Below are 26,254 nucleotides of genomic sequence, written 5' to 3' on the forward strand. Positions count from 1 at the left end.
TTATCCAAAAAACAGATAATTAACAAAGCTACAAATCACACGAACAAATAATAACGTAAGGGCTATAATTGCATTCATAAGTTTAAATGTTTAATTTTTCGTAAACTTAATACTATTTTTTATTAAAAACAATCACGGAAATTAGTGATATTTATCAAAACAAATTTTAAAATTTAATGCGTTTTTATTAAAAAAATTTAGCAACTTTAATTCTATTTACCAATATCTAAGAAACAAATTTTTAAAGGTACATAGATGGACAGTTTTGCTTAATTTTGCGTTTGTAAAATTTAAAAAGTCTTTACTTAAATTGCACTCAATTATAGAACATTAATTACATGAGAACACTTGTTATAGGCGATATTCACGGTGGTTTGCGAGCCTTACACCAAATAATGGAGAGAGCTAAAGTTACTACAACAGATACATTAATTTTTCTTGGTGATTATGTTGATGGTTGGAGTCAATCTCCTCAAGTTATTGACTTTATTATCGATTTAAAGTCTAAACAAAATTGTATTTGTATGCGCGGAAATCATGATGATTTATTACTAGAGTGGCTTGACGAAAGCAAAGATAATTTATTATGGTACAAACATGGCGGCGAAGCAACTGTAACCGCTTACGAATCTGTTAGTAAGGAAACTAAAAAAAAACATATTGATTTTTTACGATCACTGCAAAATTTTCATCTTGATGATCAAGAGCGTTTGTTTGTACATGCTGGATTTACTAATATGAATGGTGTAGATTTCGAGTATTTTCCAGGACTTTTTTATTGGGATAGAACATTATGGGAAACTGCTCTATCATTTGACACGCGAATTACACCAGATCATCCCTTTTATCCAAAACGTTTTACGCTTTATAATGAAATTTACATTGGTCATACTCCGGTAACGAGAATAGGAGAAACAACTCCTGTTCAAAAAGCAAACATCTGGAATGTCGATACTGGCGCAGCTTTTAAAGGACCTTTGACAATTATGGATGTAGACACTAAGGAATTTTGGCAGAGCGAACCGCTGAATCAGTTATATTTTGATGAGAAAGGAAGAAATTAAATTTTATTGGACTAATTTTGTTCAATATTTAAAATTAAACGGTATGAAAAAGACGATTACATTAGCATTATTGTTAACAATTGGATTACTAAACGCACAAGCATTTAAGGGCGACGGCGACATAAAATTTGATCTAGGAGCTACTATTCAAGAGGGCGGATCTGGAATAAGAGTTTCTTCTGATTTTGGTTTGGGAGAAAACATGTCTTTTGGATTTATAACTTCGTATTTATTATCTGTTTCAAAAGATGATCTTGGTAAAACACCAGATTTTGGTGATAGAATAGATGTAAAAGGACGTTTTAATGCTAATTTAGGAAATGTTTTTCAATTAGATCCAAAAATGGATATTTATCCAGGATTAGATTTAGGATTGAGAAATTTTGGAGCGCATTTAGGATTCCGCTATTTCTTTACTGAAGGTTTTGGTATTTTTACTGAAGCTGGAATTCCAATAGCAAGTTATAAAACTAGTCCAGTAGGTTTTGACAAATTGAACAACCAGTTCGTCTTTAATATTGGTGCTTCTTTTAATTTGTAGTTTTCTAAGAATTAAATTAATATAAAAAAACGGCAATTTGATCAATCCAAATTGCCGTTTTTAGTTACTTTAAGTTTGACTACAAATCAAACTTTATTCCTTGTGCCAATGGTAATTGGGTTCCGTAATTAATTGTATTTGTTTGTCTTCTCATGTACGCTTTCCAAGCATCAGACCCAGATTCACGACCACCACCAGTTTCTTTTTCACCACCAAAAGCACCACCAATTTCTGCTCCGGAAGTTCCAATATTTACATTGGCAATTCCACAATCAGAACCCGATTGAGAAAGGAACAATTCCATTTCTCTCATACTAGTGGTAAATATAGAAGAAGAAAGTCCTTGAGGAACTCCGTTTTGCATCGCAATTGCTTCTTCGATCGTGCTATATTTCATTACATATAAAATAGGTGCAAAAGTTTCAGTTTGAACAATATCAAAATGATTGGCCGCTTCAATGATACATGGTTTCACGTAGCATCCACTTTCGTAACCTTCACCTTCTACTAATCCACCTTCAACAATAATTTTTCCACCTTCTTTTTTAGCTAATTCAATAGCTTCTAAATAATCTTTCACAGCACCTTTATCAATTAGTGGTCCAACGTGATTATTTTCGTCTAATGGATTTCCTATTTGCAACTGACCGTAAGCATTTTTTAAAACACTAATCGTTTTGTCATACACACTTTCATGAATAATTAAGCGTCTAGTTGAGGTACAACGTTGTCCCGCAGTTCCTACTGCTCCAAAAACAGCTCCAACTAATACCATACTAATATCAGCATGTTCTGAAACTATAATTGCATTGTTTCCTCCTAGTTCAAGAATGGTATTTCCAAAACGTTCCGCGACAGTTTTTGATACGTGACGACCAATTCTAGTTGATCCTGTAAATGAAACTAAAGAAATTCTTTTATCATTATTGATTAAATCTCCTGACTCATTTCCGGTTACTAAACAACTAACTCCTTCTGGTACGTTATTTCTTTTAAGAACTGTTTTGATTATATTCTGGCAAGCAACGCCACATAAAGGTACTTTAGAACTTGGTTTCCAAATAGCAACATCGCCACAAACCCATGCAATCATGGCGTTCCAACTCCAAACGGCTACTGGAAAGTTAAAAGCCGATATAATTCCAACGGTTCCTATTGGATGGTATTGTTCATACATTCTGTGTAAAGGTCTTTCAGAATGCATTGTTAATCCATAAAGTTGGCGAGATAATCCCACTGCAAAATCACAGATGTCAATCATTTCTTGCACTTCTCCATATCCTTCTTGAAGACTTTTTCCCATTTCATAAGAGACAAGTTTTCCAAGAGGTTCTTTGAATTTTCTTAATTCGTCCCCCATTTGACGAACGATATCACCTCTTTTAGGAGCTGGAATCATACGCCATTCTAGAAAAGCTTCTGATGCTTTTTGCATCGCTTTTTCATAATCTTCTTTTGAAGAAGTTTTTACTTTTGCAATCAAAGCGCCATCGGCTGGTGAATAACTTTCGATGATTTTTCCGTTGGCAAAATTAGACTCACCAGTCGATGTTCCTTCATTTATGGCTTCAATCCCTAATTGTTTGAGGGCTTCTTTGATTCCGAATTGATCTGCTATTGTTATCATTGTAACTTTTTTATTAAAAATTGTTATATTTTTATACAAACATAACTCTTTAACAGGAATAAATAAATAGTATCGCTTGTTATTTAGCTCAAAATTTTGGAAAAAATTCCTATAAATTATTGAGTCTTTAAGAAGATTTTATCCAAAATTCATGTTTTTTATTGCTAATTTCTTCTTTCCAATAAAAATGAATGTGTTCAAAAATCCTTTTAATAAACAATCAAATTGAAAGTTTATTTTCTATATAAATTTTGGATCAACTTCCATTACAGTTCCACATTTATCGCAAGTCCTTAAATCCTGTGATGTGTAAAAATGCTTAAAATGAGGGAGAAAATCATTTTCAATATTATGTAGTTCAAAATACACATCATATAATTTGTGATTACAGTTATCACAAAACCATAACAATCCATCTGTATAACCGAGTCCTGCACGTTTGCGCTCGATCACTAATCCTATTGAACCTGGTGAGCGCACTGGTGAATGAGGTGTCTTTGCAGGATGAAGATACATATCTCCTGCGTATAATTCCATTTCTTTACGTTCACCCTCATCCTGAACAATCACTTTTATAGAACCTTCAAGCTGATAAAAAAGCTCTTCGGTTTCGTTATAATGATAATCTTTACGTGCATTTGGACCTGCAACCACCATTACTATATAATCTCCAGATTCTGTATAAAGATTTTTATTACCAACTGGTGGTTTGAGTAGATGCCGATTTTCATCGATCCATTTATTAAGATTGAAGGGTTTTGCTATTGCCATTGTGTTTGTTTTAAAGGTAAATTATGATTTCTATTATTTTTCTTTAATGAGATAAATGTATACAGGAAAATGATCACTAAATCCTATTTCAGTAGTGGAATGCCTTAACGGATATCCTTTATATTGCCCGCTAGTTTGTATTAAAAATGACTTATTGTAAATGCCCGCTTTCCAGAATCTAAAGCTAGAATAATCTTGTTTTATTAGGGTTTCTGAAACTAATATTTGATCAAAAATATCCCAAGCATCTCTGTATGCAATTGTTCCCATTCCGCTTTTAGCCATTTCTTCAAAGGGGTTGTAAATATCAAATTGTTTTACCTCGCTTTTTTTTGCTTTGGCGCCAAGCCCCATTTTTATGCTTTTATTATATGCACCGTCATTCATATCCCCCATAGTAATCACTTTTGCATTTGGATTTATGCGCTGTAACGAATCTATGATTTTCCGATTTAATGCTCCAGCTGCTTCCCTAAAAGGACTTGATTTTTTTTCACCGCCAGATCGAGATGGCCAGTGATTAACAATAATATTAATTTCCTCGCCTTCCAGAAAACCTGTTACCAGTAATTGATCTCTGGTGTAAACCCTGTAATTTTTAGTATTAATTTGAATTTCATCATCTGTTTTCTCCTCTGACGTATTCAAAATCATTTCGCTTTTTTCAGTTCCTTTTTTGTAAATATACAGTGGAATATTGCTGTAGCTTGTAGGTTGGAATTTAGCTTTTTGATACAATAAAGCCACATCAATTCCTCTTTTATCTGGCGAATCAAAATGAACAATTCCGTAATTTTTCTCTATTATTTTGGGTTGTTTTATTAAATCTTCAAGAACGCCTCTATTTTCAATTTCGCAGCCTCCTATAAATGTTGGAGCATCATTGTTTTCTCCAGAACCAATTTCGGCTAAAACTCGAGACAAATTTTGAAGTTTTTTTTGGTATTTTTCAGTATTCCAGCGTTGTAATCCTTTCGGGGTCCATTCTTCATCGAAAGTTTCAGGATCATTTATAGTATCAAATAAGTTTTCGAAATTATAGAAAGCAACGGTATGAATAATATATTTCTTTGACTGAGCCGATACAAAAGTGACCGCAAAAAACAAACTAAGTATAAAAAGCCGATTTATAATTCTCATAAATAAGAGTGCTAAAAGGATTAACTTATTGTAAATTCGAATTCGCTTTTGTAAAAATAGTGATTTGGAGTTGGAACTTAAAATTATTTTGTAATTCCCTATCTTTGTTTTTGACCTAAAGTCTATTTCATTACACAAGCATTCCAAAAATTTAATATTGTATGTCCTTTAAAAACGATTTGAATAAAATTCCTAAAAGCTTTTTTCATATAATTCTAATAACAATCATAATTTTTAATTCACTAAAAATTCAAGCTCAACATCCGATGATCACACCACCGTATTTACAAAAAGGAGACACCGTAGCAATAGTAGCCACAGCTCGAAAAAATCTTGATGATAACTTGAAGCCTGCTATTGATTTATTAAAAAGTTGGGGCCTTAATGTTATTATTGGCAGTACAATTGGTTTAGATAATAATCAACTAGCGGGTACTGATGAACAACGTGCAACCGACTTCCAGCAACAAATGGATAATCCAAATGTAAAGATGATTTGGTGTGTAAAAGGTGGTTATGGCACAGTAAGGATAATTGATTTATTAGATTTTACAAAATTTGAACAAAAGCCTAAATGGCTAGTAGGCTTTAGCGACGTCACAGCGTTACACAATCATTTGAATACGATGGGCTATAAATCAATACATGGAATTATGCCTGTAACAGTTGCAAGAGCAACTCCTGCAGCAGTTGAAACAATGAGAATTGCATTATTTGGTGAAAAATTAAAATATGAAGTGGCACCTTTTAAAATGAATAGAACAGGAAAAGCAAAAGGAGAATTAGTAGGTGGAAATTTATCTATTTTGTATAGCTTATTTGGATCGCCGTCAGCAATTGACTGTTCAGATAAAATATTATTCCTTGAGGATTTAGATGAATATTTATATCACATTGACCGTATGATGATGAATTTGAAACGAAATGGTTGTCTAGAAAGTATTAAAGGAATTATAGTAGGTTCTATGACCAAGATGAAAGACAATGATATTCCATGGGGAAAAGATGCCGTTGAAATTATTGATGACGTGACTAAAAAATATAATATTCCGGTGCTCTATAATTTTCCAGCTGGTCATATAAGAGATAATCGCGCTTTAATTTTAGGGAATATAGTTACGCTTGATGTAAATGAGCAGTCAAGCACTGTAATTTTTAATTAATAATCAAAAAAAAAAATTACATCATAGTTTAAACTACACATTAAACCTAAGCAGTGAATAGTAATAATTAAGCACTAAAAAAATGGCTGAACATAACGAACTTGGAAAATTAGGGGAAGAAATGGCAGTAGAATTTCTGAAGAAAGAAGGTTATATTATACTAGAAACTAACTGGACTTTTCAAAAAGCCGAGATCGATATTATAGCTAAAAAGGAAAATACCTTAGCAATAGTGGAAGTTAAAACGCGATCTTCCTTAGATTTTGGTCTACCTCAAGATTTTGTAAAAACTAAAAAAATTCAGCTTCTAGTTAAAGCCGTGGATGCATTTGTCAATGAACGTGATTTAGATTTTGAAGTTCGTTTTGATATCATTGCAATTCATAAAGAAGGAAAATCATTTAATATTGAGCATCTTGTAGATGCATTTTATCATTTTTAAAATTTTAAATTAATGTTATATTTGTAACAAATTGTTTTTTTATTTACATTTGGCCTTAATTTACAAATAAACATTTGTAGAATCAGCATTAACTAATAATTAAAATTATGAAGACTGTTTCTTCCCTTGTAGAAAACTACATCAAAACAAAACCTTTTCTTTTAAACGGTTTATCTCTTGGCATTATCAATTTGACGTCACTATCGAGAAATATAATGACCGAATTAGAATCTGAATTTAGCAAGGAAGTGAAACAAGGTGCAGTAGTTATGGCTTTGAAAAGACTTACAGAAGAACTTGATTTTAGATTGAATCACAAAATAAATAAAGTTATAAAGAATATTGGCGAAATTACAGTTCGGTCCTCATTGACGGATTATACATTTGCTGCTTCTGAGACAGTTTTAAATAAGCAAGCGGATTTAATTTCAGATATTAATGCTCTTCCAGATATTTTTTACACCTCATCACGGGGTGTAAACGAAACCAATATTGTCGTTAGTAACAGTGTCAATCATCTTGTTGATAAACATTTTGTTAATGAAAAGTTGATTCAAAAACTTGACAACCTCGCTTCAATAACCGTAAAATTACCAAAAGAGAACATCGTTGTGCCAGGAATTTACTACTTTATTTTTCAACGTTTAGCGTGGGAAGGTATAATTATCAATGAAGTAATTTCAACTTCAAATGAGTTTACTATTTTAGTTAGTGAAGCGCAAGTTGATGTAGCGTTTAAAGTTATTAAGGACCTGAAGAATTAATGACATTTAATTTTAAATCTTCCAGCCTTTGAAAGGCTGGAAGATTTAGAAAAATTACTATTTAAAAAAACTATTATGAATCCAATTCCTTTAGAAAACGGCAGATATTATCACATTTATAATAGAGGTAATAATGGTATTGATTTGTTTTTTGAAACCGAAAATTATAATCATTTTTTAAGATTGTACACAAAATACATTGCTCCAATAGCAGAAACTTATGCTTGGTGTTTAATGAGGAATCATTTCCATATTTTAGTTTATATAAAAGAATTCGACGAAATTGATGTTTCAACATTAGAATATTCCTCTACTGATAAACCGAAATTCATAAGCGCTTCAAAACAGTTTTCGAACTTATTTAATGCTTATACCTTAGCAATGAATAAACGATATAAAAGAACTGGTAGTTTATTTGAAAAAAATTTTAGGAGAAAACTAGTAATTTCTGAAGCATATTTCCAAAAACTTATCTTTTATATTCATAATAATCCTGTACATCATAAGTTTACAGACAGTATTACTGAATATCCTTGGACTTCTTACGGTAGTGTTATATCAAAAAAAACAACCAAATTGCAGAGAGATAAAGTCTTAGAAACTTTTCATGATCTAGAAAACTTTAAATATTATCATAGTCTTGATCAGGATTTAGGTGAAATCGAAGATTTGATTATAGAATAAATAAATTCAAAGCTTCCAGCTTTTGAAGGGCTGGAAGCTTTGAAACCGGTAGAAGGCTGGAGGCTTTAAACACTAAATTATTATTTACCTCCCAACATTTCCATATATTCTAAAGCAGTCCTTGTATTCCTAACATTTTCAAAAGTCAATAAAAGTTTCAAGCCTGCAGGAGTTTCTTTTTCTTTTATTTTACAAATTGCACTGTTTTTTTGGACAAATTGCAGCATATTAGTAAAACGCTTGGATTGATAATAATCAGATTGTTGATCAGATACAAAATACCCAATCATTTTACCTTTTTTCATCACTAATTTCTCAATTCCTAAGCGGGTTGCTATCCACTTGATCCGGATGCTATTCATTAATGCTTTGGCTCTTGGTGGCATTGGACCAAATCGGTCAATTAATTTATTTTGAAAAACAATTAGTTCTTCCTCATTTTTTACAGCACCTAATTCGTTATACAAACTCAGTCGTTCCGAAACATTATTAATGTATTCGTCAGAAAACAACAACTCAAAATCGGTGTCAATTTGCAAGTCTTTGACATATTCTTTCGTTTCAATATCGTTTTCTTCTGGATATAAATCTTTGAATTCATTTTCTTTCAATTCATTAATCGCTTCGTTTAAGATTTTTTGATATGTATCAAAACCTATTTCATTGATGAAACCACTTTGTTCACCGCCTAATAAATCTCCCGCACCACGAATTTCAAGATCTTTCATCGCAATGTTAAAACCACTTCCTAATTCGCTAAATTGTTCTAATGCTTGTATTCTTTTTCTAGCATCATCAGTCATAGCAGAATATGGAGGACAAATAAAATAACAAAACGCTTTCTTGTTACTACGTCCTACTCGACCCCGCATTTGATGCAAATCAGACAATCCAAAATTATTAGCATTATTGATGAAAATAGTATTCGCATTAGGAACATCTAATCCACTTTCGATTATTGTGGTGGCGACCAAAACATCAAATTCTCCGTTCATAAAAGCCAGCATTAACTCTTCTAGTTTTCTTCCTTCCATCTGTCCGTGACCAATGCCCACGCGGGCATTTGGCACCAATCGCTGAATCATTCCGGCTACTTCTTTAATGTTCTCAATTCTATTATTAATGAAGAAAACTTGTCCGTTGCGCTGAATTTCATACGAAATCGCATCCCTAATAAGCTCTTCACTAAATCCGACAACATTAGTTTCAATAGGATATCTATTAGGCGGAGGTGTTGTAATTACTGATAAATCACGCGCTGCCATCAATGAAAACTGTAATGTTCTAGGTATTGGTGTCGCAGTCAATGTTAACGTATCAACATTAGCAGCAATCGTTTTAAGTTTATCTTTTACGTTGACACCAAATTTTTGTTCCTCATCTACAATCAGCAATCCTAAATCTTTGAAAACTACATTTTTATTTACTAATTGATGTGTTCCAATAACAATATCAAGTTTTCCATCAGCCAAATCTTTCAGCGTTTCCGCTTTTTGTTTTGCCGTTCTAAAACGGTTCAAGTAACCTATTGTAACTGGCATATCTTTTAACCTTTCGGTGAAAGTTCTATAATGCTGATAGGCTAAAATAGTTGTTGGTACTAAAATCGCCACTTGCTTGCTATTATCAACAGCTTTAAAAGCGGCACGAATGGCTACTTCGGTTTTACCAAAACCTACATCACCACAAACCAAACGATCCATTGGTCGATCGCTCTCCATATCGGCTTTTACTTCTTGCGTTGATTTAGTCTGGTCTGGCGTATCTTCATAAATAAATGAACTTTCTAATTCATTTTGCAGATAACTGTCGGGCGCAAACTGGAATCCTTTATCTAATCTTCTTTTGGCATACAACTGAATTAAGTTAAACGCCACATGCTTCACTCTAGCCTTCGTTTTTTGCTTTAAAATCTTCCAAGCATTAGAACCTAACTTGTAAATTTTAGGAGGCGCACCATCTTTTCCATTATATTTAGAAATTTTATGCAGCGAGTGAATACTCACATACACAATGTCATTATCTGCATACGCTAGCTTGATAGCTTCTTGTGTTTTTCCTTCGACTTGTATTTTTTGTAATCCACCAAAACGTCCTATTCCGTGGTCAATATGTGTTACATAATCACCCACAGATAAAGTAGTAAGTTCTTTTAAAGTGATATTTTGTTTTTTAGAATAGCCACTTTTAATATTAAATTTGTGGTAGCGTTCAAAAATTTGGTGATCGGTATAACACGTAATTTGAATTTCCTCATCAATAAACCCTTGATACAACGGCAAAACCACGGTGTGATATTGCTTGCGAATATTCTCAGAATTAGCTTCATCCAAAGTTTCAAAAATATCGTGAAAACGCTTTGCCTGAGCATCATTCGAACAAAATAAATAATTCTTATAACCATTAAAATGATTTTCACTTAAATTATTGAGCAATAAATCAAATTGTTTGTTGAAAGAAGGTTGTGGTTGAATGTGGTATTCAAATTTTTTACTGGTTCTAAAAATAGGTTTCGAACTCACCTCTACAATAGAAAAATCCAAAGCTCTTTTTATAAATGAAGCTTGGTTTAGAAATAATTGTTCTGGTGTAGAACGTTTTATTTCTTGTGATAGTTTAGCAAACGCTTCTTCGGCCTTGACAAATTGCTTGTCTAATTGTGCTAAAAAATCTTCCGTATTTTGAATGAAAATTACGGTTTGCTCTGAAATATAGTCCAAGAAACTCTCTCTATTTTCCTGAAAGACTTTATTTTCAACGTTAGGAATTATGGTAATCTTTTTTTGTGTGGCAATAGATAATTGTGTGGCAACATCAAAACTACGTATACTTTCTACTTCATCACCAAAAAATTCTATGCGATAAGGATTATCATTCGAAAATGAAAAAACATCTACAATTCCCCCACGTACAGAGAATTCACCGGGTTCAGTAATAAAATCAACCCTTTTAAATTCGTATTCGAATAAAACCTCATTTAAAAAATCTATGGAAATTTTATCCGTAACAGCAACTTTTAGTGTGTTTTTATCTAATTCTCTTCTCGTGACCACTTTTTCAAAAAGTGCTTCGGGATAAGTCACAATTATTGCCGGATTTTTTCTAGAATTAATTCTATTCAAAACCTCAGCGCGAAGTAAAACATTAGCGTTATCAGTTTCTTCAATTTGATACGGACGACGAAATGAACCAGGATAAAAAAGCACATCTTGCTCTCCAATCATTTGCTCTAAATCATTTAAATAGTAAGCCGCCTCTTCTTTATTATTTAAAACAATTAGAAAAGGGAGCTCTGATTTTTTAAAAATTGACCGAATAACAAATGAAAATGCTGAACCTATAAGTCCCGAAAGATGCATTTTAACTTGATTGTTTTCTAGTAAACGAGCAACAATTTGCTGCGTTTTAGGAGAATTATCATAGGTGCTGTATAAAACTTTTTTACTCAACGCGTGGTGTGTTTTCGTCAATAATTACATTAGGAATAGCTCTTGAAGTATCTCTCATCTTTCGAAGTTCGGATTCGCCTAATTCAGTCGGAATTTTACCTTTTTCAACAATTTTATCCATCTGCCGTTGCAAGGAAACTAATTCTAAATTAATTTCAGCGATTAATTTACCTACTTTTTTATCAGGAATATTATCTAGATGAATGTATAAATCAAGCATTTGAACTTTAGTAACAACAGCTGAAATTCGGCTTTTTACTGGCGGATTACTAAAGTTATAAGGGATATTGTTGTTTAATGCCATCGCTTTTTTAGTGATAGCTGTTGACTTTTGCTGAAAAGCTCCAATTGTTTTTTTAGGCTTTTGTGCCAATTCAGCTAAGAATATACGCCATTCACTCCAAGATGACACGCTCTTTTCGGCAGCATCCGTAACTGGTGTGTCATAAAATATCCAAGCTTTTTCGATTTTTTTAAATACAACTTCTCGCTTCTTTGTTTCTTTTAAGTTTTCTGCATTACGTTTTTCATCTTCATTTTGACACGAATTCAAAACTAAAAATAGTGAAAAGAAGAACAGTATTTTGTTGTTCATTACGTATAAAATTTTAATGCAAAGTTACGAAGTAATTTTACAAATATATACTTCAATGTAGCGTTAACAATTTTATACCTTCAGTAAATTATTTCGTCATCAAAACTTATTAAAGACTGACGTTCTATCCTTCTATTAGATCCAAAAAATGTAGTAACTTCAAAATTATATTATTTACGAAAACGTTATCTTTGCAACTCAAAAATCAAAAAATGAGTACAAAAATATTGATTATAGGCGCTTGCGGACAAATTGGCACTGAACTAACTCACAAACTGCGTGAAATTTATGGTACTGATAACGTTATCGCATCAGATATTAGAAAATTGAATAATGATGTTGTTAATTCTGGACCTTTTGAAGTGATAAATGCATTGGATTTTAACCAAATTGAACATCTTGTAGAGGTTCATAAAATTGACGAGATTTATCTAATGGCTGCCTTATTATCAGCTACAGCAGAGAAAAACCCAGCATTTGCGTGGGATTTAAATATGAATTCACTGTTTCATGTTTTGAATTTGGCCAAAGCCAAGAAAATAAAAAAAATATTTTGGCCTTCCAGTATCGCCGTTTTTGGACCAACCACGCCTAAGGAAAATACACCACAATATACTATTATGGAACCTTCAACTGTATATGGAATCAGCAAGCAAGCAGGTGAAAGATGGTGTGAATATTACTACAATATTTTTGGTGTCGATGTGCGAAGCATTCGTTACCCTGGTTTAATTAGCTGGTCATCTCCTCCTGGTGGTGGAACTACTGATTATGCAGTGGATATTTTTCATAAAGCACTTGCTGATAAAACATACGAATGTTTTTTGTCAGCAGAAACTAAAATGCCAATGATGTACATGGACGATGCAATTGCTGCAACCATTCAAATTATGCAAGCACCAGCGGAAGAAATAAAAATTCGTTCTTCTTACAATTTAGCGGCAATGAGCTTTACGCCAACTGAAATTGCGGCCGAAATTCAGAAACATATTCCAGAATTTACAGTTACTTACAAACCTGACTTCCGTCAAAAAATTGCTGATAGCTGGCCTGCGAGTATCGATGATGCTGAGGCTAGAAAAGATTGGAACTGGGAACATAAATATGATCTGGAAAGTATGACGGTGGATATGCTGAAGCATTTGAAATAACATATTGAATATCTTAAAAAAGGAGGCAAAACAAATGTTTTGCCTCCTTTTTTAAATCCTTACTTTGCAATTTCAAAAAAATTACAGATTTCTGTTCGTTAGCTTTTAATTGATATTTTTTGTATTTACAACCATTTGTTGTGCTCTGTAACTATTATTCATTAAAAGAAATATCATTGAAAAAATTTTGAGTGTGTTTTGTCATAATTTTTATTCTATTAATCTTTTCCAATTACCCTGATACGGATCACAGTAAGGTTACCGTATTTTTCCACGTCTTCTTTTGTCCATAGAAATTCTTTATCTTTTGCTCTTTTATCAAAATCCCATTCTACAGGTTCTTTTACATATACATATAGGCCTAAGTGATTTTTCCCTATTGCTCTTCCGCTTTTAAATTCCTCCAAATCTATGAATCTAAAAGAGAAATAGGACGGAAAATCTACAGTTCCAAACGCAGTCTTTATCTCGGGTTTGATTTCGTTTAATAAATATTTTAGTGGTTTATTTAAAAACTGTTGCTCATTTATTTTTAATTTATGAGCATCGTTAGCCGTTTGTACCATTTGTTGTGCTTTACAGCTATAGTTCATCAAAAGAAATAATATTACGAAAATTTTGAGTGTGTTTTTCATGATTTTTATTCTATTAATCTTTTCCAATTACCCTGATACGGATCACAGTAAAGTTACCGTATTTTTCCACGTCTTCTTTTGTCCATAGAAATTCTTTGCCCTTTGGTCTTTTATCAAAATCCCATTCTATAGGTTCTTTTACATATACATATAATCCCAAGGAATTATTTTCAACAGGTCTACGTCTTATTTCCTCCGAATCTATGAATCTAAAAGAGAAATAGGACGGAAAATCTAAAGTTCCAAATGCAGTCTTTATCTCGGGTTTGATTTCGTTCAATAAATATTTTAGTGGTTTATTTAAAAACTGTTGCTCATTTATTTTTAATTTATGAGCATCGTTAGGCGTTTGTACCATTTGTTGTGCTTTACAGCTGCTGTGTACTAATAAAAATAGTATTGCTAAAGTTTTAATTATATTTTTCATTTTTTTTTAGATTTATTATTAGTTACAAGGTGTTCTTGTCGTGTAGGTTTTAGAGCCATCTGAATTTGTGGTTTCTAGAGTTTTAATGGGTTTAAATTCTCCATTGCTATCTTGTTTAAGCAATGTTATACCTGCATTGTATTTATCTAAAATAAAAGCGATTGCCGCAGTCTTACCCTCGATACTAGACCCCATTGGAGTCACGAGAACCTGCAGTTGATTAAATATAAAATCAGGAAATTCAGGGTTATATCCCGGTGAATGATCTGCGGGGTAAGCAGCCACAAAGGCTTGTGCGGCTGCCAAGTCCGTAACTACAGCAGCATAAACCTCCCCATCAGTTGCTATAAAGCTAGTGGTAAAATTGCTATTGTTCGCGTTTAATGCTATACTAGCATATATATCTCCACCTGAAATTTGCGTATTATTAGGATGATTATGTAAAGCGCCAAACGCTCCTGGCCATGTGGTGTTTACGGCCACGCTATTTTGTCCCCCACTGCGCATAGGGGCTTGAGTAATATTTCCGTTTACATCCTTACCAAGTGTAATACTATGCTCAATATTTGCACTGGCACTATTAATGCTGGCTTTAGCAGATAAGTAGGTTGTACTCTGAGTAGCAATAGAAATTTCTTTGGCAGTTATACAAGGGTCAATTAAGTTAGGAACACAGCTTCCATTTTGATCTTGAATATATCCTTCCGGACAATTTCCTCCCTCACCGCCCCCACCACCTCCATCAGGAGCTTCTTGCTCGGGTGTGCCGTTACTACCTCCTGAAGAACACTCCCACCAAGTATAAATTAATGTTCTTTCGCCTGTGTCATTATTAGTTAAAAAATAACCCCATAATTCGCAACCTGCGATTTTTGATGTTTTTAAGGCTTGCTTGCTAACTTTTTTTTCTTTATTTACTGTTAACTTGTTATTATTATCGTAGAAATGATAAGTTTCTTTATTAAAGGTTTCTTTTTTTAAGGAAAAATATACTTTTAAATTATAATTAAATGATTGATTTGATTTATTTTCTGTAACTGCAATAAAAGGGAATATATATTTCTCTGTTTTACCGTTTTTGACGACTTTTATTGAAAGCGAACCTTTTGAAAATAAAGGAACATATAATGTGTCATTATTAAAGTTACCATTATCCCATTTTAATTCTCCTACAAAATATAAATTTTGTTTTATTTTTATAGGATTATTGTTAAAAAAATCCCTTGCATCCTCTATATTGAAATTGTTGACACTGTTTTCAATATTTAAGACTTCCTCTTCTTGACAATTACTTAGCGAAAATACTAACAAAAATAATATTGAAATTTTTAAAATAGAACTTCGAAATTTTAGGAATTCAAAATTAGGGAAATTTCTTAAAAATGGGGGGGGATAATTTTTTTATCATTATTGGTTTGATTACTGGTTAATAATTATTGTGTAATTTTTTAACTAAAGTACTACAATTTATTTAAAGCAAGTTTTATTTTAGTCTTAAAAATAGAGACAATACACCACAACCTGACTTCCGTCAAAAAATAGCTGACAGCTGGCCCGCTAGTATCAATGATGCTGAGGCTAGAAAAGATTGGAACTGGAAACATAAATTTGATTTAGAAACAATGATCGCGGATATGCTGGAGCATTTAAGATAATTATCGTTTATAGATAAAAAGGTCGCAAAAACATTTTTGCGACCTTTTTTAATTTACACTTGAACTCCAGCCTTACTTAATATTTTTTTAAGTTTACTAAAATCAACATCTGTTTTGACCTCGATTAAGTCCCGAGTCTTTCCATTGCTTAATTCTAAAAAGTATTTTTTACGTCCTAAAAAAATTCTCTGCCCGATTCCCTTTATTTTGTCATTTTGTATTTTTTCTGAGGTTGTTTTTTTGTAAAAGAACTTATAAAGAACAATGATAGAAATGGCTCCTAGAAATATCCAAATTAACTTTGCAAATCCAAAATTCACAGTACTTAAATCATATAAATTTAAAATGGAGTTCCCTAAGTTTAAAAACATTAAAAACTTAATCAGAAAAACATAGCTCTTGAGCCCATCTTTAATTTCTACAGTTTTTTCTGATTCATTATAAGTGATATTCATAATTATTTCATTGAAATTTGCACAGCAATTTATTATTTATAAACATTATTCTCCTGTTTTACATCAGCCATTAAACCGCTTGGGTCAATAGTGATTTTCTTAATAGCACTTTTAGGTTTTGCAATTGAAAATTCTTTGGTAGGAAATGCCCAAGCCCAGTCAGACAAAACTGTTCTTTTTATAGCTGGATTAGGATTTTCTTTTTCAAAACTCATCATTCGCAACGGAATATAAAAACTTTCCATTGTTCCATCAGTATATTCCACTAATAAATCTATTGGCATTGGCATTCTACCTATTCTTTCTAAAGTTACTGTTGTTTGATTTGCATTCTCTTTAACTTCTTTAATACCATAATCGATAGTGTTAGTGGTTTGCGTCCAATCTGTTAAATACCAATCTAAATTAGCGCCAGAAACTCTTTCGGCAGATCTTTTAATATCATTTGGTGTAGGATGCTTGAACTGAAAGTCTTTGTAATATTTTTTCAAGGTCTTTAATAAATTTTCTTTTCCTATTAAGTAAATTAATTGTGTTAGAAAAAGTTCGCCTTTGCTATAGGATGTAATACTGTACACTCTATTTTCATCAAATCGATCCGCGTGCGTGGCTTGAGGCAATTCTTTTCCTGAATTTACCATCGCAAAATAACCTTTATAAGCTCCAGTAAATGGATTTTCCAGTTTTTTATCTGCTATTTCATTTGAGCCATAATCATCAAGAAAAGAGGTGAACCCTTCATCCATCCAGCCGTGTTTTGATTCATTTGAAGCTAATACATGCTGGAACCAGGAATGCGCCATTTCGTGAGCAGTTACTCCCACTAATCCATCAAAACTTCCTTGACCTAAGATTAAAGTACACATCGCATATTCCATTCCGCCATCGCCACCTTGAATTACGGAATATTGCTTATACGGATAATCACCAACTGTTTTGTTATAAATTTTCATTAACTCTACCGTTTTCGGTTGTAAGTTTTTCCAGTTTTGAATAAACTTTGGATTGTTTTTATACAAGAAATGCAAGTCAACGTCATTAGGTCCTTTTACAACATCATGGATGTACTCTTTGTCAGCTGCCCAAGTAAAATCATGTACCATGGGCGCGTTAAAATGCCAAGTCAAGGTTTTCGTTTTCTTTGGAATTTTTACAACAACACCTGCATCCTGATAGCCATGTCCTATTTCATTTTTATTTTGTAAATAACCGGTTCCTCCTATGACATACTCTTTATCAATGGTAATTTTTACATCAAAATTTCCCCAAACTCCATGAAACTCTCTAGCAATGTAGGGATCAGCGTGCCAACCTTCAAAATCAAATTCGGCTATTTTAGGATACCACTGTGCCATTGATAAGGCCACTCCTTCAGCATTATTTCGACCTGAACGTCGAATTTGAACTGGAACCTGACCGTCGAAATCTAAAGTTAAAGTTGTTTTTGAATTGGGCAAAATTGGCTTAGGCAAAGTGACTTCTAGAATAGTTCCTACCGTCTTTGTCATAGCGGCAACACCATCTTGCATAAAATTAGAAACTCGTAAATAACCAATTTCGTTTGGTTTCAAATTTTTAATTCGGCTTTCTTTAACTTCTTGGTTTCCCACTTTCACCTTAGTGACCATTCGAGCATCTGGATCTTTAATATTTTGAATTCTAACATCCATTTCGCTTCCCGGTTGAAAAGCATTGTTAAACAAATGATAATACACTTTTCTAAGAGTATCTTGAGAATTATTGGTGTAAACCAAATCCTGTTTCCCTTTATATTGATAATTTTTCGCATCCATGGTTACGTTCATTTTGTAATCCACGTGTTGCTGCCAATAGGTGCTATTTTGAGCTAATAAGCTACCAAAACTTAAAAAAATAGAGAGTGCTACTAATTTTTTCATCTTTAAATTAAAATAAAAATGGAAGGACAATTTGCCCTTCCATTGAGTGAATTTATATGTTTTTATTTCTTAGACATTTTTTCTGCCATGATTAATGCATTGTAAGCATTTACTATTTTTCCTGATTTCGACAAGGTTGTAAATGAACGGGTATCAGTTGCTTTTCCCCCCACTACAACATCTGCTGTAATAGCCACACCAGATTCCATTAAAATATTCTTAACCTGCTTTGCAGATAATTTTGGATAATACGATCGAATCAAAGCGGCAACTCCTGCAACATTGGGAGCAGCCATTGATGTACCTGCTAAAAACTGATAAGAATTATTTGGAGTTGTAGCATATATTTGTACTCCAGGTGCAAAGACATCAACATTTATTATTCCAATATTTGAAAAACGAGCAACTACTTTGTCACCGTACTCAAAATTTAAAGCACCAATGGTGATAACATTGCCGGCGTATTCTGTTTTTTTATCATCAGAATCTGTTGGGAAATTATCAGCATAATCAATGTCTTTTGCATCATTTCCTGCTGCATGCACAAATAATACATCGTTTTTTTCTGCATATTTTATAGCATCATAGACCCATTGTTTGTGTGGCGAAAAACTTTTTCCAAAACTTCCATTAATTACTTTAGCACCATTATCAACCGCATAGCGAATTCCTAAAGCAATATCTTTGTCATACTCATCACCATCTGGTACCGCACGTACCGTAAGGATTTGTACATTATTAGCTACACCATCCCCACCTAAGCTGTTATTTCTAGTTTGAGCAACAATTCCAGCAACATGAGTCCCATGAAGAATTTCATTCTTGTCTGGTCCCATAACATTATTGTTTCCGTACTTAGTATCAGTAATGTCGTTTGGATTATCACCTAACACTTTACGATAATCCGTTTTTAAATTTTCTCCACTTGATAATGCAGCAAAACCGGTTAAATCTTTTTCAATTGCTTCTTTTAATCCTTCAACAGGCAATCCATAAGAAAGCATTTGTTGCATGGTCATTTTACTTTTTTGAATATCAGCTTCTGTTGAAGTAATCGCTTTTAAATCTTCAATAGTATAAATTGGTTTACCAAGATGTTTTACTAAAGCTCCATCAGCATCTTTAATTGCAACTAGCATTTGCTCTAAACGTGATTTTCCAACATTTGCCTCAGCAACTTTTTTATCATTCAAAACTTTTGCCGCTTGGTATGTGGCATCATCTGTTAAAGTTTTATCTTTAATAATTCTCTCATATTCTAAATTTTCTTTAGTGATATCTCCAAGAAAATTCCATCCATGAATATCATCGATGTATCCGTTTTTATCATCGTCAATACCGTTCCCTGCTATCTCCTTTACATTGGTCCAAAGTACATTTTTTAAATCTTCATGCTCAATATCTACTCCTGAATCAACAATTCCTACGATAACGGGAACACCAATCTTACCTTTGAGTAATTCAGCATACGCTCGATCAACACTCATACCTGGAATAGTATCAGTAACAATATCTAGGTGACTCCAGCGTTTTAAATCACTTTCAGTTATCGCTGCTTTCTTTTTAACATTTAAAGGAGCAGTTATAGCAGTTAATCCTGTAGTATTAATAACTTGTTTTGTAGTACCACAACCTGCTAAAACTAATAAAGCAAAAGCAGATATGTAAATGGGTTTAATGGTATTCATTTAATTTATGTTAAGTTGTTGAAATATTGGTCTAAAATAAATTTTTTTGTTACAATGGCAAGTGTTGTTAACACTACATTAAGACTTCATTACAAGTAAAAACATCTTTCAATCGCACTCCTTTTTCTGTTTTTTCTACAGTAATAATTTCGTTGTGGGCATCATGTTCTAAAAACAAATAATAGTTATTATCTGCGGCAGCATTCATAAATTTTTGTTTTTCAGGCATCGTTAATAACGGCCTTGTATCATAACCCATTACATAAGGAATAGGAATATGTCCCGCTGTTGCCAATAAATCAGCACAGAATACGATTGTTTTATCTTTATAAAGAATGTGCGGAATCATTTGCTTTTCAGTATGACCATCTGCAAAGAAAACTCCAAAGCCAAGCTCCGTTTTAGTTAGAAAATCTCCTTCTGGAGTTTCAATAAAATGCAATTGACCACTTTCTTGCATCGGTAGCATATTTTCTGATAGGAAGGATGCTTTCTCTCTCGGATTAGGTTTTGTTGCCCATTCCCAGTGGTTTTCATTACTCCAAAATTTTGCATTTTTAAACGCAGGTTCATAACCCGTCTTATTAGCATTCCATTGAACACTACCTCCACAATGATCAAAATGTAAATGTGTCATAAAAACATCAGTAACATCATCCCGATGAAAACCATATTTCGCTAATGAATTATCCATTGAATGTGTTCCCCAAAGTGAATAATATCCATAGAATTTTTCTGATTGCTTATTTCCCATTCCAGTATCAATTAATATCAATTTATTACCATCTTCAATGAGTAAACATCGCGCGGCTATATCAATTAAATTATTAGCATCGGCTGGGTTGGTTTTATTCCAAATAGTTTTTGGCACCACACCAAACATTGCTCCACCATCTAATTTAAAGTTTCCAGTTTCAATAGGATATAATTTCATGTCTTTTGTTTATTTCTAATAAATTCAAAGTTATGGAATTCAAATGCTTTTCTTGATTACAAATAGCTTTTTTCTATTTGATAATTAGTTATTAAAATGTTATCATTTGTTGAAAAAGATTTTTAAATAGTATCTTTGTCCTTAATTTAGACAAAATCAATATAAGCTATGATTAAAGTTTCTGACACTGCAAGAAAGAAAATCATCGATCTAATGAAAGATGATGGATTTGATGCTGCAAAAGACTACGTAAGAGTTGGTGTAAAAAGCGGCGGATGTTCTGGATTATCTTACGATTTAAAATTTGATAAAGCCAAGAACGAAGAAGATAAAATATTCATTGATAACGATATAACTATTGCGGTAGAAAAAAAATCTTTTCTTTACCTAGCAGGAACAATACTGGAATTTTCAGGAGGAATAAATGGAAAAGGATTCGTTTTTAATAATCCAAATGCCAACAGAACTTGTGGTTGCGGCGAGAGCTTTTCGCTCTAATTCATAACATCTTTTAAGAAATACAAATTCTTAAATAGTTAACTAAAAAAATAATATGTCAAAATATACAGAAGACGACTTAAAAATCGAACTCGAAACGAAAGAATATGAATATGGATTTTATACTGAATTGGAAGCGGAAACTTTTCCTGTTGGTTTAAATGAAGACATAGTTCGAGCGATATCTCACAAAAAAGGAGAACCACAATGGATGACTGACTGGCGTCTTGAAGCATATCGTGCTTGGGAGCAAATGATAGAGCCAGAATGGGCAAATGTACATTATGTAAAACCCGACTTTCAAGCTATTTCCTATTATTCAGCGCCAAAAGCGGTAGATCCTAACAAGACACTCGATGATGTGGATCCTGAACTTTTAGAAATGTATAAGAAATTAGGAATTTCTGTTGATGAACAAAAGATGATGAACAATGTCGCTATGGACATAGTTGTCGATTCCGTTTCAGTAGCTACTACTTTCAAGAAAACATTAGGCGAGAAAGGAATAATCTTCATGAGTATATCTGAAGCTATAAAAGAACATCCAGAATTAGTGCGTAAATATTTAGGTACAGTTATTCCGCAAAAAGATAATTATTATGCAGCACTAAATTCAGCTGTATTCTCAGATGGTTCTTTTTGTTATATCCCAAAAGGGGTGCGTTGTCCTATGGAACTTTCCACTTATTTTAGAATCAATCAAGCAGGAACAGGACAGTTTGAAAGAACCTTGCTTATTGCTGATGAAGGTAGTTATGTTTCTTATTTAGAAGGATGTACCGCTCCAAGTCGCGATGAAAATCAACTTCATGCTGCATGTGTGGAATTAATTGCTTTGGACAATGCTGAAATCAAATATTCAACCGTACAAAACTGGTATCCGGGAAATAAAGAAGGAAAAGGTGGTGTTTATAATTTTGTGACTAAAAGAGGAATATGTGAGAAAAATGCCAAAATTTCTTGGACACAAGTAGAAACAGGATCGGCAATTACTTGGAAATATCCTTCTGTAATTTTAAAAGGAGATCACTCAATAGGTGAATTTTACTCAATTGCTGTTACTAATAATTTCCAACAGGCTGATACGGGAACTAAAATGATTCATTTAGGTAAAAACACTAAATCGACTATTATTTCAAAAGGTATCTCTGCAGGAAAATCACAAAATAGTTATCGTGGTTTAGTGAAAATTGGACCAAATGCCGATAACGCTAGAAACTTTTCACAATGTGACTCGTTGCTTATGGGTAACAATTGTGGTGCACATACTTTCCCGTATATCGAAACTAAAAATCCAACAGCTAAAATTGAGCACGAGGCTACAACATCAAAAATTGGTGAAGACCAAGTTTTTTATTGTAACCAGCGTGGAATTCCAACAGAAAAAGCAATTGCTTTAATTGTAAACGGTTTTAGTAAAGATGTTTTGAACAAGCTACCAATGGAATTTGCCGTTGAAGCTCAGAAATTACTTGAGATTAGTTTAGAAGGATCAGTAGGTTAGAAATTTTATTTAAATTTAAAAAGCTATGGATATTGTTTTAAGAAATGTAAAGAGGAAAGATTTTCCAGTATTAAAATCATTGGCAAAATCTCTTGGGTTTGAAATTATTGAAAAAACTGAAAAGCCTTACAATCCTGAGTTTGTCAAAGAAATTTTACAAGCTGAACAAAGCATTAAAGACGGAAAAGGGATTAAAATTAAAATGGAAGATTTGTGGAAGTAATTTATTCTGAGAAAGCTCAAAAAGACAGAGAATATTGGAAGAAATCTGGCAATAAAGCAATAATGAATAAAATTACTGCTTTAATAGAAGACGTTAAATTACATCCTTTTGAAGGAATCGGAAAACCAGAACAATTGAAACATCAACTTTCTGGAAGATGGTCTCGGAGAATAAATCAAGAACATCGCATTATTTATAAAGTTACTGAAGAAAACACAATAGAAATTTTAGACATTTTATCACTGAAAGGTCATTACGAATAAATAAAGACAACATGTTATCAATAAAAAATTTACATGCCACAATTGGCGATAAAGAAATATTAAAAGGTATAAACCTTGAAGTAAAAGCAGGAGAAGTTCATGCAATAATGGGACCAAACGGTGCTGGTAAAAGTACTTTGGCATCGATCATTGCAGGAAACGAAAACTACGAAGTAACAAGTGGAGAAATTTCGCTAGACGGAGAAGATTTAGCTGAATTGGCACCGGAAGAAAGAGCACATAAAGGTGTTTTTCTTTCGTTTCAATATCCAGTAGAAATTCCAGGAGTTTCCGTGACAAACTTTATTAGAACCGCTATTAATGAAACTCGTAAAGCACAAGGTCTCGAAGAAATGCCTGCTAACCAAATGCTAAAAGTGATTCGTGAAAAATCAGAATTATTAGAAATCGATAGAAAATTTTTATCTCGTTCTCTTAACGAAGGTTTTTCTGGTGGAGAGAAAAAACGTAACGAAATTTTCCAAATGGCAATGTTAGAACCAAAATTAGCTATTCTTGACGAAACTGATTCTGGACTTGACATTGATGCCTTGCGCATTGTTGCTAGCGGTGTAAATAAATTGAAGAGCGATAAAAATGCAGTTGTTATAATTACCCACTACCAAAGATTATTAGATTATATCGTTCCTGATTTTGTTCACGTTCTCATGGATGGAAAAATTGTGAAATCTGGCGACGCCAGCTTAGCTTTAGAATTAGAAGAAAAAGGATACGATTGGATCAAACAAGAGAGTTTTGTTTAAAATTATTTCAAGTTTTCTCTATTTTAAGTTTTGCTAACGTTGAATAATTACTGTCCAGGAGAATAGCACTTAATTTTAATATTATCCAAACAGTTAATGGCAACAATTAATAGATTTGAGAATTTAGAGATCTGGTAAGAAGCAAGACGATTAGCAAAAGAAATTCACCTTATTGAAATTCAATTTGGTTTGAAATCATGTTTTAAATTAAAGGAATAAGTTAAGGCATCCTCTGGATCAGCAATGGACAATATTGCTGAAGGATTTGAAAGAGACGGAAATCTTGAATTTAGGTAGTTTCTCTCAATAGCCAAAGGTTCCGCTGGAGAAGCGAGGTCTCAGTTGTACAGAATTTACGATTTTGAATATATTGACGAAAACAGATTCGATTTATTAAAAAAAGATTACGAAAACTTGAGTGGTAAAATTAAAAACTTTATAACTTATTTAAATAAGAAGGACTTTAAAGGTAATAAGTTTCAATAGGCAAAACCTGAAACGTTAAACTTTAAACCTGAAACAAAACTTATGGATTTAAAAGAAAAATTACTAGCCTCATTCATGGCGTTTGAAGAACGTGTTGATGTTCATTCAGAACTGCACGATATAAGAACAGCAGCCATTGAAAATTTTGAAAATAAAGGCTTCCCGTCTAAAAAAGAGGAAGCATGGAAATACACATCACTAAATTCAATACTGAAAAATGATTTTACTGTTTTTCCAAAACATGAAAACTCAATTGAGTTTAGCCAAGTTCGTAAATACTTTCTAAATGAAGTAGACACTTATAAGGTTGTATTTGTAGATGGTGTTTTTAGTTCGCATTTATCTTCAACAACGCATGAAGGTATTGACGTATGTTTGATGGCCTCTGCATTAAATAAGCCAAAATATAAACCTGTCATTGACAAATATTTCAATCAAATTGCGAATAAAGAAGAGAGCTTAACTTCTCTTAATACGGCTTTCGCAAATGAAGGAGCGTATATTAACATCCCTAAAAATAAAATAGCTGAAAAGCCTATTGAAATCATGTATTTTTCTACAGGTAGTGAAGCAGCACTTTTAGTTCAACCGAGAAATTTAGTAATTGTGGGTGAAAACTCGCATGTTCAAATTGTTGAACGTCACCAGAGCTTAAATGAAAATCCTGTGTTGACCAACTCAGTTACTGAGATTTTTGCTGAAAAACGTGCCATTGTTGATTACTACAAAATTCAAAATGATACGCTTGAAGCGAACTTGATCGATAATACTTTCGTTTCGCAACAACAAGAAAGTCATGTTTATGTTCATACTTTCTCATTTGGCGGTAATCTAACTCGTAACAACTTGAATTTCTATCACTTTGGCGAAAGATTGACCAGCACATTAAACGGAATTACCATAATTGGTGAAAAACAACATGTTGATCATTATACATTAGTAAACCATGCTGCCCCAAATTGCGAAAGTTTCCAAGATTATAAAGGAATTTATTCTGATCGATCAACAGGAGTTTTCAACGGAAAAATTTACGTAGAAAAAGACGCTCAAAAAACAAATGCTTTCCAAAAAAGCAATAACATACTATTGAGCGACAAAGCAACTATTAATGCCAAACCACAATTAGAGATTTTTGCAGACGATGTAAAATGTTCTCATGGTTGTACGGTAGGGCAATTAGATGAAACTGCATTGTTCTACATGCAGCAACGCGGAATTCCACAAAAAGAAGCGAAAGCATTGTTGATGTATGCTTTTTCAAATGTAGTTATCGAAAATATAAAAATACCTGAATTAAAACAAAGAATTACTAAAATTATCGCTACTAAGTTAGGCGTTAAAATGGGATTTGATTTGTAGTTTTAACGACAAATTTCACTAAGATTGATCCAAGGTCACAAAGTTTATAATTGAACTTTGTGACCTTTGTAGTT

25 protein-coding genes and 1 pseudogene are annotated in these 26,254 nt (G+C 32.8%); 14 read left to right on the forward strand and 12 right to left on the reverse strand.

Going from position 1 to position 26,254, the window contains the following annotated elements; genetic code table 11:
• The first annotated feature begins 338 nt into the window (after positions 1–338).
• Together BUA99_RS05425 and BUA99_RS05430 are read left to right on the forward strand one after the other, a co-directional pair.
• Complete coding sequence (locus tag BUA99_RS05425; protein WP_072989264.1) at positions 339–1,064, forward strand: metallophosphoesterase family protein; 726 nt, start codon at positions 339–341, stop codon at positions 1,062–1,064.
• 43 nt (positions 1,065–1,107) lie between these two features.
• On the forward strand, positions 1,108–1,605 hold the full coding sequence (locus BUA99_RS05430) for a DUF6646 family protein (protein WP_072989738.1): 498 nt from the start codon (positions 1,108–1,110) through the stop codon (positions 1,603–1,605).
• Between the two features lie 79 nt (positions 1,606–1,684).
• Here the strand turns inward: BUA99_RS05430 and amaB are convergent, their stop codons facing one another.
• The 3 genes from amaB to BUA99_RS05445 form a co-directional block, all read right to left on the reverse strand.
• Positions 1,685–3,232: an L-piperidine-6-carboxylate dehydrogenase gene (amaB, locus tag BUA99_RS05435; RefSeq protein ID WP_072989266.1), complete on the reverse strand. Its 1,548-nt coding sequence runs from the start codon at positions 3,230–3,232 to the stop codon at positions 1,685–1,687.
• Positions 3,233–3,472: 240 nt separating this feature from the next.
• The gene (locus tag BUA99_RS05440) at positions 3,473–4,003 is read right to left on the reverse strand and encodes a 3-hydroxyanthranilate 3,4-dioxygenase (RefSeq protein ID WP_072989268.1); all 531 of its coding nucleotides are present in this window, start codon (positions 4,001–4,003) and stop codon (positions 3,473–3,475) included.
• Between the two features lie 33 nt (positions 4,004–4,036).
• The gene (locus BUA99_RS05445) at positions 4,037–5,143 is read right to left on the reverse strand and encodes an endonuclease/exonuclease/phosphatase family protein (RefSeq protein ID WP_072989270.1); all 1,107 of its coding nucleotides are present in this window, start codon (positions 5,141–5,143) and stop codon (positions 4,037–4,039) included.
• Positions 5,144–5,409: 266 nt separating this feature from the next.
• Here BUA99_RS05445 and BUA99_RS05450 point away from each other — a divergent pair, with 266 nt between their 5' ends.
• The 4 genes from BUA99_RS05450 to BUA99_RS05465 all read left to right on the forward strand — a co-directional run bounded on the left by BUA99_RS05450 (position 5,410) and on the right by BUA99_RS05465 (position 8,196).
• Positions 5,410–6,306 (forward strand): S66 peptidase family protein, encoded by an 897-nt coding sequence (locus tag BUA99_RS05450; protein ID WP_084673488.1) that lies wholly within the window; start codon positions 5,410–5,412, stop codon positions 6,304–6,306.
• Between the two features lie 82 nt (positions 6,307–6,388).
• On the forward strand, positions 6,389–6,748 hold the full coding sequence (locus BUA99_RS05455; protein ID WP_072989276.1) for a YraN family protein: 360 nt from the start codon (positions 6,389–6,391) through the stop codon (positions 6,746–6,748).
• Positions 6,749–6,855: 107 nt separating this feature from the next.
• Positions 6,856–7,512, forward strand: coding sequence for an aspartate kinase (locus tag BUA99_RS05460; protein WP_072989277.1), 657 nt, complete (start codon positions 6,856–6,858; stop codon positions 7,510–7,512).
• A 75-nt stretch (positions 7,513–7,587) separates the two neighbouring features.
• A complete protein-coding gene (locus BUA99_RS05465; protein ID WP_072989280.1) occupies positions 7,588–8,196 on the forward strand; it encodes a hypothetical protein in 609 nt (202 codons plus the stop codon).
• Positions 8,197–8,276: 80 nt separating this feature from the next.
• Here the strand turns inward: BUA99_RS05465 and mfd are convergent, their stop codons facing one another.
• Positions 8,277–11,645 carry a transcription-repair coupling factor gene (gene mfd / locus BUA99_RS05470; protein ID WP_072989282.1) on the reverse strand — a complete coding sequence of 1,123 codons (3,369 nt, stop codon included), beginning with the start codon at positions 11,643–11,645 and terminating at the stop codon, positions 8,277–8,279.
• Entirely contained in the window at positions 11,638–12,240 is a 603-nt protein-coding gene (locus tag BUA99_RS05475) for a hypothetical protein (protein ID WP_072989284.1), read from the reverse strand. The genes mfd and BUA99_RS05475 overlap by 8 nt, the downstream gene beginning before the upstream one ends.
• Positions 12,241–12,452: 212 nt before the next feature.
• On the opposite strand from BUA99_RS05475, the gene BUA99_RS05480 reads away from it, so the two are divergent.
• On the forward strand, positions 12,453–13,391 hold the full coding sequence (locus BUA99_RS05480) for an L-threonine 3-dehydrogenase (protein WP_072989287.1): 939 nt from the start codon (positions 12,453–12,455) through the stop codon (positions 13,389–13,391).
• Positions 13,392–13,609: 218 nt separating this feature from the next.
• Here BUA99_RS05480 and BUA99_RS05485 read toward each other — a convergent pair whose 3' ends face one another.
• The 7 genes from BUA99_RS05485 to BUA99_RS05515 all read right to left on the reverse strand — a co-directional run bounded on the left by BUA99_RS05485 (position 13,610) and on the right by BUA99_RS05515 (position 21,083).
• Positions 13,610–14,026 carry a hypothetical protein gene (locus BUA99_RS05485; RefSeq protein WP_072989740.1) on the reverse strand — a complete coding sequence of 139 codons (417 nt, stop codon included), beginning with the start codon at positions 14,024–14,026 and terminating at the stop codon, positions 13,610–13,612.
• Positions 14,027–14,039: 13 nt separating this feature from the next.
• Positions 14,040–14,453, reverse strand: a complete 414-nt coding sequence (locus BUA99_RS05490) for a hypothetical protein (protein ID WP_072989289.1) — start codon at positions 14,451–14,453, stop codon at positions 14,040–14,042.
• An 18-nt stretch (positions 14,454–14,471) separates the two neighbouring features.
• Positions 14,472–15,764 carry a hypothetical protein gene (locus tag BUA99_RS05495; protein WP_072989292.1) on the reverse strand — a complete coding sequence of 431 codons (1,293 nt, stop codon included), beginning with the start codon at positions 15,762–15,764 and terminating at the stop codon, positions 14,472–14,474.
• A 397-nt stretch (positions 15,765–16,161) separates the two neighbouring features.
• Positions 16,162–16,563: a hypothetical protein gene (locus BUA99_RS05500; protein ID WP_072989295.1), complete on the reverse strand. Its 402-nt coding sequence runs from the start codon at positions 16,561–16,563 to the stop codon at positions 16,162–16,164.
• A gap of 32 nt (positions 16,564–16,595) precedes the next feature.
• Complete coding sequence (locus BUA99_RS05505; protein ID WP_072989298.1) at positions 16,596–18,461, reverse strand: M1 family metallopeptidase; 1,866 nt, start codon at positions 18,459–18,461, stop codon at positions 16,596–16,598.
• A gap of 62 nt (positions 18,462–18,523) precedes the next feature.
• Positions 18,524–20,149 (reverse strand): S8 family peptidase, encoded by a 1,626-nt coding sequence (locus tag BUA99_RS05510; RefSeq protein ID WP_072989300.1) that lies wholly within the window; start codon positions 20,147–20,149, stop codon positions 18,524–18,526.
• A gap of 73 nt (positions 20,150–20,222) precedes the next feature.
• Positions 20,223–21,083, reverse strand: coding sequence for an MBL fold metallo-hydrolase (locus tag BUA99_RS05515; RefSeq protein WP_072989302.1), 861 nt, complete (start codon positions 21,081–21,083; stop codon positions 20,223–20,225).
• A gap of 168 nt (positions 21,084–21,251) precedes the next feature.
• Between BUA99_RS05515 and BUA99_RS05520 the strand changes: the two genes are divergently transcribed.
• The 7 genes and pseudogenes from BUA99_RS05520 (at position 21,252) to sufD (ending at position 26,180) form a co-directional block, all read left to right on the forward strand.
• Positions 21,252–21,581 (forward strand): HesB/IscA family protein, encoded by a 330-nt coding sequence (locus BUA99_RS05520; protein WP_072989305.1) that lies wholly within the window; start codon positions 21,252–21,254, stop codon positions 21,579–21,581.
• A gap of 55 nt (positions 21,582–21,636) precedes the next feature.
• Entirely contained in the window at positions 21,637–23,085 is a 1,449-nt protein-coding gene (sufB, locus tag BUA99_RS05525; RefSeq protein WP_072989307.1) for a Fe-S cluster assembly protein SufB, read from the forward strand.
• A gap of 25 nt (positions 23,086–23,110) precedes the next feature.
• The gene (locus tag BUA99_RS05530) at positions 23,111–23,308 is read left to right on the forward strand and encodes a DUF2683 family protein (protein ID WP_072989310.1); all 198 of its coding nucleotides are present in this window, start codon (positions 23,111–23,113) and stop codon (positions 23,306–23,308) included.
• Complete coding sequence (locus tag BUA99_RS05535) at positions 23,299–23,571, forward strand: Txe/YoeB family addiction module toxin (protein WP_072989313.1); 273 nt, start codon at positions 23,299–23,301, stop codon at positions 23,569–23,571. The genes BUA99_RS05530 and BUA99_RS05535 overlap by 10 nt, the downstream gene beginning before the upstream one ends.
• A gap of 11 nt (positions 23,572–23,582) precedes the next feature.
• Positions 23,583–24,335 (forward strand): Fe-S cluster assembly ATPase SufC, encoded by a 753-nt coding sequence (gene sufC, locus BUA99_RS05540; protein WP_072989315.1) that lies wholly within the window; start codon positions 23,583–23,585, stop codon positions 24,333–24,335.
• 96 nt (positions 24,336–24,431) lie between these two features.
• Positions 24,432–24,821, forward strand: a pseudogene (locus BUA99_RS05545) (four helix bundle protein).
• 42 nt (positions 24,822–24,863) lie between these two features.
• Positions 24,864–26,180: a Fe-S cluster assembly protein SufD gene (gene sufD / locus BUA99_RS05550; protein ID WP_072989318.1), complete on the forward strand. Its 1,317-nt coding sequence runs from the start codon at positions 24,864–24,866 to the stop codon at positions 26,178–26,180.
• The last annotated feature ends 74 nt before the right edge of the window (positions 26,181–26,254 follow it).

It is taken from the genome of Flavobacterium segetis (assembly GCF_900129575.1).
In the GTDB taxonomy this organism is placed as follows: domain Bacteria; phylum Bacteroidota; class Bacteroidia; order Flavobacteriales; family Flavobacteriaceae; genus Flavobacterium; species Flavobacterium segetis.